We start from the raw sequence: 12113 nt of genomic DNA on the forward strand, positions 1-12113 counted from the left end.
ACGGACCGTCCGTCGACCGGCCACCCCCTTCCGCACCGGACGGGTGTCAGGACGGCACTACGCGCGCGCGGACGGCTCCTCTGCACCGTCCGGGAGTGGAAGGCGCGATGCCCGGTGCCGTGGGTCAGGACGGCCGGAGGAACGGGGAGACGGGCCGTGGGACCGGGGCGGGCGCGGGCGGGGCGGCCCCCGGTCCCGGTGACCGGGCCGGTCGGGCACCGAGGCGGGCCTGGCCTCCGGCGGGCGGGGGCCACGTCCCGGCGGGACCGAACGCCCGCTGATGATCGGAAAGGTTCGCCACTGATCACTTTCTGATCGCTCCCCCGCCAAGTGACGCATGCGTACTGCACACCCCGTCGGTGACAGCCGTGACTGTCGCGGCGGCTCCCGCGAGTGGCACGGTAAGTCCGCAGCCGACCGAGGGAGCAGGAGTGAACAAGGGGTACGCCGCCTTCTGCGACGCCGACCAGTGGTTCTACGACGCGCCGTACCGGCGCGCCGAGGAGAACTACCGTGCAGCGCTCGCCGCCGTACCGCAGGGGTGGCAGTCGCACCGCAGCGGGGACTGGTACGCCTTGCGGCCCCTCGGATGCGACCTGCCCTCCCAGGGCTGGAAGATCCACGTCTCCGCATGCCTCGACAACGCCGAGTCGGTGCTGGAGCGGGTCTACGACTACTGCACGGCGCGGCACATCGCCTTCAAGTTCGTGCCGAGCCGCTACCTGCTGCACCTGCGCAACGCCAAGTACGCCGACCGCGCGGCCAGCGGCAAGTTCCTGACCGTGTACCCGGCCGACGAGGAGCAGTGCCGGCAGATCGCCGAGGACCTCGACGCCCTGCTGGCCGGCGAACCCGGCCCGTACATCCTGAGCGACCTGCGCTGGGGCGCGGGCCCCGTGCACCTGCGCTACGGCAGCTTCACCCTGCGGCACTGCTACGACGAGCACGGCGAACTGGTCCCCGCGATCGAGGACCCGGACGGCGTGCTGGTACCGGACCGGCGCGGGCCGGTGTTCCAGCCGCCGGCGTGGCTGGACCTGCCCGGCTTCCTGAAGCCGCACCTGGACGCGCGCTCCGCCGTCACCCTCGCCGGCGTGCCCTACACGGTGGAGCGGGCCCTGCACTTCTCGAACGGGGGCGGGGTGTACGCCGGACGCGACAGCCGCACCGGCGAGCCCGTGGTGCTCAAGGAGGCCCGGCCGCACGCGGGTCTCGCCGCCGACGGCGCCGACGCCGTGACCCGGCTGCACCGGGAGCGGACCGCCCTCGAACGGCTGGCCGGACTGGACCGCGTACCGGCGGTCCGCGGCACCTTCACGGTCGGCGACCACCACTTCCTGGTCATGGAGTACCTGGAGGGCAAGCCGCTCAACACCTACTTCGCCCACCGGCACCCGCTGATCGAGGCGGACCCGGATCCGGCGGAGCTCGCCGCCTACACGGACTGGGCCCTGAAGATCCACCGCCTGGTGACGGAGGCCGTGGACTCCGTGCACGCCCGCGGGGTGGTCTTCAACGACCTGCACCTCTTCAACATCATGGTCGCCGAGGACGAGGCGGGCGAACCGTCCGTCGCGCTCCTGGACTTCGAAGCCGCCGCGCACATCGACGAGGGGCTGCGGCAGACGGTCGCCAATCCGGCGTTCGTGGCGCCACCAGGGCGGCGCGGCTTCGCCGTGGACCGCTACGCTCTCGCCTGTCTGCGGCTCGCCCTGTTCCTGCCGCTGACGAGCCTGCTCGTACTGGACCGGGCGAAGGCCGTGCACCTGGCCGACATCGCCGCCGAGCAGTTCCCCGTACCGCGCCGGTTCCTCGACGAGGCCGTCGAGGAGATCCTCGCCGGTCCGGACGGGACCACCGCCGCGGCCGTGACCGGCGGCGGGCGGATACCCGCCCCGGACGGCCCCTACCTTCCCGTGGAGCCCGGCGACTGGCCGGCCGCCCGGGACTCGATGACGGCGGCGATCCGCGCCTCGGCCACCCCCGACCGCGAGGACCGGCTCTTCCCCGGCGACATCGCCCAGTTCGCGGCGGAGGGCGGCGGCACCGGCTTCGGGTACGGCGCGGCCGGGGTCCTGTACGCCCTGGCCGAGACCGGGTCCGCGCCCTGGCCCGAGGCCGAGGAATGGCTGCTGGCCCGGACCAAGACGCCCGGCTCGGGGACCCCGCTCGGCTTCTACGACGGGCTCGCCGGTACCGCGTGGACCCTGGAGCGGCTCGGTCACCGGGACAGGGCGCTCACCCTCGCCGAGCAGCTGTTGCGCCAGCCCTGGCAGGACGTCGGCCCGGACCTGCACGGCGGACTCGCCGGCATCGGACTGGCCCTGGACTCGCTCGGCACCTCGACCGGGGAGGGCGCCCTGCACGACGCGGCGGTGCGCTGCGCCGAGCTGGCCGCCCGCTCCGCCCCGGACCTGGCCCGCGCGGGCCTGCTGCACGGCGGGTCCGGCCCGGCTCTGCTGTTCCTCCGGCTGTACGAGCGCACCGGCGAGCAGGAGTACCTGCTGCACGCCGGCCGCGCCCTGCACCGCGACCTCGACCACTGCGTGACCAGTGTGTTCGGCACGCTCCAGGTGGACGAGGGACGGCGCACGATGCCCTACCTGGGCGCGGGCAGCGTGGGCATCGGCATGGTGCTGGACGACTGGCTGGAGCACGGCGCGGACCCACGGTTCGAGCAAGCCCGGCTGGAGATCGTACGGGCCGCCCAGGCGACCTTCTACGCGCAGCCCGGGCTCTTCCGCGGCGCCGCCGGAATGGTCCTCCACCTGGCCCGGACCACCACGCCGGGGCCCGGCACCCGGGACGCCGACATAGCCCGCCAGATCGACGCACTGGCCCGGCACGCGGTGCCGTACCAGGGCCGACTGGCCTTTCCCGGCGAGCAGTTGATGCGCCTGTCCATGGACCTGTCCACGGGCACCGCGGGCGCCCTGCTCGCCCTCGGCGGCGCCGCGCCCGGCGGGCGCGCGCAGCTGCCGTTCCTCCCGCCGCCGCGGCGCGCCGCGGCGGCCCCAGAGCCGGTCCCGAACCCGGGGCCGTGACCCATCGGAACACTCCTTCGAAGAAGAGGAAAAAGACATGACCCTTCTCGACCTGCAGTCGATGGAAACCCCCAAGGAAGAGATCACCGAGGCCGCGACCGGCGGTGGCAGCCGCGCCAGCCTGCTCCTCTGCGGAGACAGCAGCCTGAGCATCACGACCTGTAACTGACCCAGGTCTTTCCCGGGCCCGGGCGGTTCGCCGCCCGGGCCCGCACCACATCCCGTCCCGCACCACATCCCGTCCCGAACCACGTCATGCACCACGTCACGCACCCGTTTCGGGCACCCGTTTCGGGCACCCGTGTCCGGTGCCGGTGTCCGCTCCTCCTGCCTGCGCCCGATGTCCGCACCACACGTCTGGAGCATCCGCCGATGACCCCGCCCGATCCCACCGGCGAGGCGGCGCTCGCGCAGAGCGGTGACCGGGCCCTGGTGGCCGCCGCCCGGCACACCGCCGGGCGGACCGCGGCCGTCGGCGCGTGCTCGGTCGCCGCCGCCGTGGCGGCCCTCGCCGAACCGGCCGTCCTCGGCCACACCCTCGACCTGCTGCTGCGGCGCGACCCCGCCGGCCCCGCGTGGACCGCGTGGTGCGCCGCGATCGTCCTCGCCGAAGTCCTGCTCGACGCCCTGACGACCCGGCTGACCGGGCAGGTAGACGGCCGCTCCACGGCCTGGCTGCGCCGCCTCGGGCTGGCCCGGCTGCTCGGCACCGCCCCGCACCACGCGCAGCGGTACGCGCCCGGGGAACTCGCGGCGCGACTGACGGCCCACGCCACCGAGGCGGGTACCGCGCCGGCCGCCGCGGCGGGCGCCGTCGCCTCGCTGCTGCCCCCGATCGGCGGGCTCGTGGCACTCTTCCTCATCGACGTGTGGACGGCACTCGCGTTCGTCGTCGGCATCCCTCTGCTGGCCGTCCTGCTGCGCGCCTTCGCCCGGGACTCGGCCGTCAGCATCACCCGCTACCAGCGGGTGCAGCTCGTGATGGCGGGCCGGCTCGTCGAGGCGCTCGCCGGCGCCCGGACCATCGCCGCCGCCGGCACCGTGGGCCGGGAACGCGCCCGGATCCTGGCCGGACTCCCCGAACTCGGCGTCGAGGGGCGGCAGATGTGGCGGGTCTACGGCAGCACGACCGCCCGCACCTCCGCCCTCATGCCGCTGCTGCTGTACGCGGTCCTCGCCGTGGGCGGCTTCCGCCTCGCGGCCGGGGCACTGGGAGTCGGCGCGCTGCTCGCCGCCGTACGGTACGCGGGCCTGGCGGCCGGGGTCGGCGCCGTCACCGGCCGGCTGGCCGCGGTGGTGCGCGGCAGGGCCGCGGCCCGGCGCACCGCCGCCCTCTTCCTCCTCCCCGAACTCCCCTACGGAACCGAGGTGTTGCCCGACGGCGGGCCGGGAGCCCTGGAGCTGCGCGGCGTCCGCGTGGAACGGGCCGGCAAAGCGGTCCTGGACGGGATCGACCTGCTGGTTCCCGGCGGCGCCACCGTCGCCGTCGTGGGGCGGTCCGGATCGGGCAAGACGCTGCTCGCCGCCGTGGCCGGGCGCCTCACCGACCCCGACGCCGGCGAGGTGCTCCTCGACGGGGTCCCGCTGACACGCTTGTCGGAGCGGGCGCTGCGGGCCGAGGTGGGCCACGCCTTCGACCGGCCGGCGCTGCTGGGCGGGACCGTGGCCGGCGCGGTCGCCTTCGGCGCGGAGCCGCCGCCGAGCCCCGGGGAGGTCGGGGCCGCGGTCCGGGCGGCCGGAGCCGAGCCGTTCGTACGGCGGCTGCCCGGCGGCTGCGACACCCCGCTGGCCGACGCCCCGCTGTCGGGTGGCGAGTTCCAACGCCTCGGCCTGGCGCGGGCGTTCCTGAACCCGGGGCGGCTGCTGGTGCTCGACGACGCGACCTCGGGCCTCGACACCGTCACCGCGCGCGAGGTCGAGCGGGCGCTGGCGCACGCGGTCCGGCCGGGCACCCGGATCGTGGTGGCGCACCGGATCTCCTCGGCGGCCCGCGCCGATCTGGTGGTCTGGCTGGAGGACGGGCGGGTCAGGGGGACGGGCGGTCACGCCACGCTCTGGCGGGACCCGGCGTACCGGGCGGTGTTCGCGGCCCCGGCGGACGGGGGGACGGCGACGGACCGGGGGGCGGGAGCCGAACCGGGAGCGGACGACGGACCGGTGGCCGCGGCCGCGCCACGGGCCGGGTCCGACCCGGCGACAGGGGCGGGGCCTGACGCAGGAGCCGGGCCTGGCGCAGGGGCGGGGCCTGACGCCGGGGCCGAACCGGCGACGCGGCCCCCGGCCGGGGCGTCCGTACGGAAGCCGGGGGCCGCACCGGACGCAGGGCCGCGGACCGCCGTCGGGGAGCCCGCCGTATGAGCGGCGGCGAGGGCGCCTGGGGACGGGTGGGGCCGGAGGCCCGCCGGTTCCTGCGCCGCCGCACCCGTACGCTCGGCACGCTGGCGCTCTGGTCGCTGCTGGAGTCCGCGCACACCTTCCTCGGCGGATACGGGGTGGCGCGCGCGCTCGACGACGGCTTCCTCGCGGGGCACACCGGAACCGGACTCGCCTGGCTGGGCCTCGCCGGGGCGGGCGCGCTGCTCGGCGGGATCGCGCTGCGCGGGGTGTTCCGCGGGCTCGCCGACCTCGTGGAACCGCTGCGCGACGGCCTGGTGCGCCGGGCCGTGCGGCACGCCCTGGAGCGGGCGGTGGACGATCCGTCCCGCGCCGCCGACGCGAGCGCCGTGTCCCGGCTGACGCAGCAGACCGAGATGGCGCGGGACTCCTTCGCCGGGCTGGTGCTGACGGCCCGCTCCTTCCTGTTCACCACCGCGGGCGCGCTGGCCGGCATGGCCGCGCTCGCGCCCGTCCTGCTGGTGGTCGTGATCCCCCCGCTGCTGCTGGGGCTGGCGGCGTTCCTGGCCACGCTGCGCCCCATGGCGGCCGTTCAGCGCGAGGCCCTGGACACCGACGAGGCCCTCGCCGCGCGGGTGGGTGAACTGGCCGCCGGGCTGCGCGACGTGGTGGCGTGCGGAGCCGGCGGCGCGGCGGCGGCCGGGGTGGAACCGCTGATCAGCGCCCAGGCACGGCTCACCGCGCGGCTCGCCCGCTGGGGCGCCGTCCGGACCCTCGCCCTCGGTTGCGCGGGGCGGGCGCCCGTCATTGCCCTGCTGGCCGCCACGCCCTGGCTGCTCGACCGGGGCGTCACCGCCGGGACCCTGGCCGGGGCCCTGACCTACCTCGTGCAGTCGCTGCTGCCCGCGCTCAACACCCTGATGGCCGCGCTGGGTTCGGCGGGGACCCGGCTGGTGGTGGTGCTGGACCGGTTCTGCACGCCCCCGTCCTCGGCCCCGCGGGTACCCCCGCCGCCCGGACCGGCGGCGTCCGGGCCCGCCGCTTCCACGCCCGCGAAGGCCTCTCCCGGCCCGGATTCCGGCCCGGACTCCGGCCACGACTCCTCCTCGGCGCCGGTGCCCGCCCCGGCGCGGCCGGGCGCTCCCGCCGCGGCCGAACTGCGCGGCGTGGGCTTCGGGTACGGGCCGCACGCGCACCCCGTACTGGACGCGCTGGACCTGACGCTGCGGCCCGGCGAGCACCTGGCGGTGGTCGGCCCGAGCGGGATCGGCAAGTCCACGCTGACCGCCCTGCTCGCCGGGATGCTCGCGCCCGACCGGGGCACGGTGCTGGTGGCCGGCGCCCCCGCCCGGCCGCGTACCGGCGGCGCCCCGGACCCGCGGCGGACGCTGCTGCCCCAGCAGGCGTACGTGTTCACCGGCACGGTCCGCGAGAACCTGACTCACCTGTGCCCCGAGCCGGAGGCCGTGCCGGAGGCCCGGCTGGGGCGTGCCGCGGCCGCGCTGGGTGCGGCGGAACTGCTGGAGCGGCTCGGCGGCCTCGACGCGGTCGTCGACCCCGGCGCGCTCTCCCAGGGCGAGCGCCAACTGCTGGCCCTGACCGCCGCCCACCTCTCCCCCGCGCCGCTGCTCCTGCTCGACGAGGCCACCTGCCACCTCGATCCGCGGGCCGAGGAGCGCGCCGAGCGGGCGCTGGCGGCCCGCCCCGGCACCCTGGTCGTGGTGGCCCACCGGATCTCGTCGGCGGTGCGAGCCGACCGGGTCCTCGTACTCGACGGGGCCCGGGCGGTGTGCGGTACGCACGCGGAACTCCCGGCCAGGTCGCCCCTGTACCGGGATCTCGTCGGGATGTGGGGCGCGGACGACGGGGCGGCGCCGGGCTGAGGACGGCCGGATCGCACCGGTCGGACCGGCCCGTCACGGGCGGCGTGCGCCGGGGCGGGGGCGGCCGGCTCTCGTGGGGCCGGACCTCCCGCGTGCGCCGGGGCGGGGGGTCTACACCCAGCCCTTCCTGCGGGATATGCGTATCGCGTCGATGCGGTTGCGGGCGCCGGTCTTGCGCGTCACGGCGGCCATGTAGTTGCGCACCGTTCCGCTGGCCAGGTGCAGGGAGCGGGCGATCTCGGCGACGGAGTCGCCCTCGGCGGCGCGGGCCAGCACGCTCAGCTCGCGCGGGCTGAGCGGGACGGGGTCGGCCTCCATGAACGCGGAGGCCAGGGACGCGTCGATGAACCGCTCACCGGCGGCGAGCTTGCGCACGGCGCGGACGAGCCGGCCGGGGGAGCCGTCCTTGTCCACGTACCCGCGGGCCTCGGCCTGGAAGGCCCGTCCCAGCGTGCCCGGCGTGCCCGCCGTCGCCAGCACGAGGAGGGGGGTGGGCGGTGCCAGCACGCGGCGACGGGAGCGTCCGTCCCCCGCCAGCACGGCCGTCGCGCCCGGACAGTCCACGTCGACGACCGCCACGTCCGGGCATAACGTCTCCGCGCGCCGCGCCGCCGTGTGCCATCCCGCCGACGTGACGTCGAAGTCCCCTTCGGATCTCAACAGGGCGGCGAGGGCGGACCCGACGAGGCTGACACTGTGCAGTACGAGCACTTTCGTCATCACTGACTCTCCTTGGGGACGGACGGCCGAGCGGCATCAAGCGGCTGCCCCGGTACCCCCCGGGCGGAACGTGGTCGCAGGGGGCGTGCGGGGGCGCATGGCCGGAATGGGGCGCCCCTCGAATGCCGCCGCACGCCGCCGTGCCCACCTGGTGCTCCGTGATCGCCCCGGCGCGGGGTCCGGTCACCCCCGCCGGCACCCTCACCCGCACGAGGGATCCGCCGATCCCCTCGACACGCTCGGTTTCGGCCATGTCGGCGCCCTCCCGCCACTCCGCACGGAGCTGCGGCACGGCCCTCGTCCACGTCACCACGCGCTGTTATCGTGCAGCGCCCGACAGGCCTACGGAGGGGGGACCCACGGTGACGCGCACGGGGGAAACGGGAGAGGCGGAGGCGTTCAGCCGCGCCGCGGTGGCGGTGTTCCGGCTGAACGGACGCTTCACCGCGGCGCTCGACCGGCTCGCCCTGCCCAGCGGACTCAGCGCCGCACGCTGGCAGATACTCAGCTCGGTCGCGGACGAGCACCTGTCGGTCTCGGACGTCGCCCGGCGGGTGGGAACCTCCCGGCAGAGCGTCCAGCGCATCGCGGACCTGCTGGTGGCACAGGGTCTCGCGACCTACTCGGACAATCCCGCCCACCGGCGCGCCAAGCTGCTCGCCGCCACCGAGCAGGGCCTGGCCGCGATGCGGGAGGTCGATTCCTGCCTCGCCGAACTCACCCGGCAGCTGTGCGAGCGGCTCGGCGGAGAGGACGAGACCCGCCGCTTCTCCGAGGTGCTGCGCGGACTGTCGGACACCCTGGCCTCGCTCCCCGCGGCGGAGGCACCCCGTCCGCGGAAGGAAACCCCGCGCCGGAAGAGTCGGCCGGAAAATGCCCTTATTTTTCCCAACTGTTGACTGCACCGGGGAATCCTCTTTGCGGTAGCGTTCCGGCCTGAAGCGGGGGCTTCACTGCCGGGGGATGTTTTGAATCGGTTTGTCTTCAGAGTGCTGGGACCGCTGGTCGTCCAGACCGATGAGGGACCGTTGCGGATCAACGGACGGCGCCAGGCGACCGTCCTCGCCATGCTCGTGCTGAACGCCGACCGCGTCGTGTCGGTGGACACCCTGGTGGACTCCGTCTGGCCCGAAACACCCCCCGCGACCGCCCGCAACCAGATCGCCATCTGCGTCGCCACCCTGCGCAAGTCCTTCAAGCAGGCCGGGGTGTCCGATCTGCTGATCACCTCACCCCCGGGCTACCTGTTGGCCAGAGGCGAACACCGCATCGACGTACAGGAGTTCGCGGAACGCTCCGAGCAGGGGCGCGACGCCGCCCGGCACGGACGGGCCGAGGAGGCCTGCGCGCTCTTCGAGGAGGCGCTGAGCATCTGGCGCGGGGCCGCACTCGACGAGCCCGCGGGCTCCCGGCTCGAAGCCGAGGCGACCCGGCTCGAACAGATGCGGCTCGCGCTGATCGAGGAGCGCGCCGGGCTGATGCTCCAGCTGGGCCGGCACCGGGCGCTCACCGGTGAACTCGCGGAGCTGGTCTCGCGGCACCCGCTGCGCGAGCAGTCCCGCGAACACCTCATGCTGGCCCTCTACCGGTCGGGGCAGCGCGCCGAGGCGCTCGACGTGTTCCTGCACGGCCGCCGGCTGCTCATCGAGGAGCTGGGGATCGAACCGGGTCCCGGTCTGCGGCAGTTGCACGATCTGATCCTGCGGGACTCCCCGGAGCTGACCCGGCCGACGACCGCCGAGCCCGCCGCGCCGACGGCCCTGCACACCATTCCGGCCCAGCTGCCGGCCGATGTCATGGCGTTCACCGGGCGGCAGCGGGAAATGGCGGCCCTGGACCGGCTCTTACGCGAGCCGTACACCCCCCACACGCCGGCACTGGCGACCATCGTGGGCGTCGGCGGGGTGGGCAAGACCGCGCTGGCCGTGCACTGGGCCAGCCAGGTCGCCGACCGCTTCCCTGACGGCCAGCTCTTCGCGGACCTGCGGGGCTACGACGAGGAGAACGCGCCGGTCTCCCCCGCCGCCGTGCTCGACCGGTTCCTGCGCGCCCTCGGGATCGGCGCTCCGCAGATCCCGGCGGACCCCGACGAGCGGGCCTCCCTGCTCCGCAGCCTCCTCAGCACCCGCAAGACGCTGATCGTCCTGGACAACGTCCGCTCCTTCCCCCAGCTCAGACCCCTGCTGCCCGGCGGCGGCCGCAGCGTGGTGCTGGCGACCAGCCGGGAGAACCTGGGCGACCTGACCGGCGACTACACGGCGCTGCGCATCCGGCTGCCGATGCTGGAGCCGACCGAGGCGACGGCCCTGCTCACCAAGCTCGCGGGCGCCGAGCGGTTCGGCAGCGACCCGGTGGCGGTGGAGCAGCTGGGCGCGCTGTGCGACTGCCTTCCGCTGGCGCTGCGGATCGCCGGGGCCCGGCTGGCGGCCAAACCCGGCCTGAGCGTACGCAACCTCGTGGACCGGCTGCGCGACCAGCGCCGACGGCTCGACGTACTGAGCCCGGGCCAGGGCGGGGTCCGGGCCGGGTTCCGGCTCACCTACCGGGACCTGCCGCCGGAGGCGGCCCGGATGTACCGGCGGCTCGGGCTGCTGCGTACGGCGGACTTCGCGTCCTGGGCGGGGGCGGCCGTACTGGACACCGACGTGTGGCACGCGGAGGAGCTGATCGACCAGCTGGTCGACGCGCAGCTGCTCGAGGTCGCCGAGACCGAGCCGGGGCGGGCCGCGCGCTACCGCTTCCAGGACCTGTTGAAGCTGTTCGCCCGGGAGCGGGCGGAGTCGGACGAACCCGCGGACGAGATCGACGCCGCCCTGGAGCGGGCGTTCGCGGCGTGGTTGTGGCTGGCCGAGGAGGCGCACCGGCGGATGGACGGGCGCCAGTTCCCGGTGGGCCGGGCGGCGGCCCCCGCCCCCCGCTTCCTCCCGGAGCTCGCCGACGAGCTGTTGGCCTCGCCGATGGACTGGTTCGAGTCGGAGCGCATCGCCGTGACGGACCTGGTGGCGCACGCGGCGGAGACGGACCGGGTCCGGTACGCGTGGACGCTGACGGAGAGCACTGTTCCGCACTTCGAGACGAAGAACTACCTGGAGGACTGGCAGCGGTGCGCCGAGCAGGCGCTGTCCTCGGCGCGGCGGACCGGTGACGTGCCCGGTGAGGCGACGATGCTGCGGCTGCTCGGGTCCCTGGCGATCTACCAGCGGCGCTACGAGCAGGCCGAGGGCTGGAACATGGCAGCCCTGCGGCTGCTGCGCAGCACCGGGGACGCGGGCGGCGCGGCGCTGGCGCAGCGGAACCTGGCGATGTGCGCCCGGTTCCAGGGGGACTGGGAGCGGGCCCTGGAGTTCTGCGAGGCGGCGCTCAGCGGGTTCCACGCGTCGGGTGACACGGGCAACGAGGCGCACCTGCTCGGTTTCCAGGCCCAGATCGAGCTGGACCGGGGCAGCGCGGAAGCCGCCCTGCCACTGGCGGAGCGGGCGTTGGCGCTGAGCCGGCGCACCGGGTCGGTGCGGGCGGAGGCGCAGTCGCTGTACCGGCTGGCCGAGGTGCGGCTGCGGGTCGGGGACTTCGACGAGGCGTCCGAGTCGTTCCGTTCGGTGCTGCGGCTGACCCGGGGCGAGGGCGATCGGGTCGGGGAGGCGCACGCGCTGCGCGGCCTCGGTCAGGCCCAGTGGAGCCAGGGCCTGCTGTCAGCGGCGGGAGTGACGCTGCAACAGGCCCTGGAGATCACTGGCGAGCTGGCGGACCGTTTCCTTTACGCACGGGTGGAGACGGACCTCGGGTGCGTCGAGGCGATCGGCGGCCGCTGCGCGGAGGCGGCGGAACGGTTCCGCCGTGCCTGTGCCGCGTTCGGGGAGGTCGGAGCCCAGCCGTGGCGGGCCCAGGCGGGCCGGCTGCTGGCGGCGGTGCAGGGCGCGGCCGGGGAGCCGGATGGCGGTTCCGAGGCGGGCGGCGCGGGCGGACGGGGCGGTACCGGAGGCCGGGACGGCGCCGGTGGCCCGGGAGGTGCGGATGGCCGGGGCGATGCGGGTGGCCCGGCCCCGGAAGGGCGGGCGCATCGTTCCTTCACTCCGGAGGAGCTGACCCGGCTGCTGGTCGACCCCGCCAACTGAGTCCGCGGCGCTGAAGGCGT

General features: G+C 75.5%; 7 protein-coding genes. 6 read left to right on the top strand and 1 reads right to left on the bottom strand.

Annotation, left to right across the window (positions count from 1 at the left end; genetic code table 11):
* The first annotated feature begins 431 nt into the window (after positions 1 to 431).
* The 4 genes from lanKC (at position 432) to ACFWW8_RS04465 (ending at position 7261) form a co-directional block, all read left to right on the top strand.
* Positions 432 to 3044 carry a class III lanthionine synthetase LanKC gene (gene lanKC / locus ACFWW8_RS04450; protein WP_386523474.1) on the top strand — a complete coding sequence of 871 codons (2613 nt, stop codon included), beginning with the start codon at positions 432 to 434 and terminating at the stop codon, positions 3042 to 3044.
* Between the two features lie 37 nt (positions 3045 to 3081).
* Positions 3082 to 3213 carry a SapB/AmfS family lanthipeptide gene (locus ACFWW8_RS04455; protein ID WP_351276192.1) on the top strand — a complete coding sequence of 44 codons (132 nt, stop codon included), beginning with the start codon at positions 3082 to 3084 and terminating at the stop codon, positions 3211 to 3213.
* A 203-nt stretch (positions 3214 to 3416) separates the two neighbouring features.
* Positions 3417 to 5402, top strand: a complete 1986-nt coding sequence (locus ACFWW8_RS04460; RefSeq protein WP_386523476.1) for an ATP-binding cassette domain-containing protein — start codon at positions 3417 to 3419, stop codon at positions 5400 to 5402.
* The gene (locus ACFWW8_RS04465) at positions 5399 to 7261 is read left to right on the top strand and encodes an ATP-binding cassette domain-containing protein (RefSeq protein ID WP_386523478.1); all 1863 of its coding nucleotides are present in this window, start codon (positions 5399 to 5401) and stop codon (positions 7259 to 7261) included. The genes ACFWW8_RS04460 and ACFWW8_RS04465 overlap by 4 nt, the downstream gene beginning before the upstream one ends.
* Positions 7262 to 7372: 111 nt before the next feature.
* Here ACFWW8_RS04465 and ACFWW8_RS04470 read toward each other — a convergent pair whose 3' ends face one another.
* A complete protein-coding gene (locus ACFWW8_RS04470; protein ID WP_383915573.1) occupies positions 7373 to 7981 on the bottom strand; it encodes a response regulator transcription factor in 609 nt (202 codons plus the stop codon).
* 362 nt (positions 7982 to 8343) lie between these two features.
* On the opposite strand from ACFWW8_RS04470, the gene ACFWW8_RS04475 reads away from it, so the two are divergent.
* Both ACFWW8_RS04475 and ACFWW8_RS04480 read left to right on the top strand, forming a co-directional pair.
* On the top strand, positions 8344 to 8880 hold the full coding sequence (locus ACFWW8_RS04475) for a MarR family winged helix-turn-helix transcriptional regulator (protein ID WP_386523480.1): 537 nt from the start codon (positions 8344 to 8346) through the stop codon (positions 8878 to 8880).
* A gap of 129 nt (positions 8881 to 9009) precedes the next feature.
* The gene (locus ACFWW8_RS04480) at positions 9010 to 12093 is read left to right on the top strand and encodes a BTAD domain-containing putative transcriptional regulator (protein WP_386523482.1); all 3084 of its coding nucleotides are present in this window, start codon (positions 9010 to 9012) and stop codon (positions 12091 to 12093) included.
* The last annotated feature ends 20 nt before the right edge of the window (positions 12094 to 12113 follow it).

Source organism: Streptomyces sp. NPDC058701 (assembly GCF_042715295.1).
GTDB lineage: Bacteria > Actinomycetota > Actinomycetes > Streptomycetales > Streptomycetaceae > Streptomyces.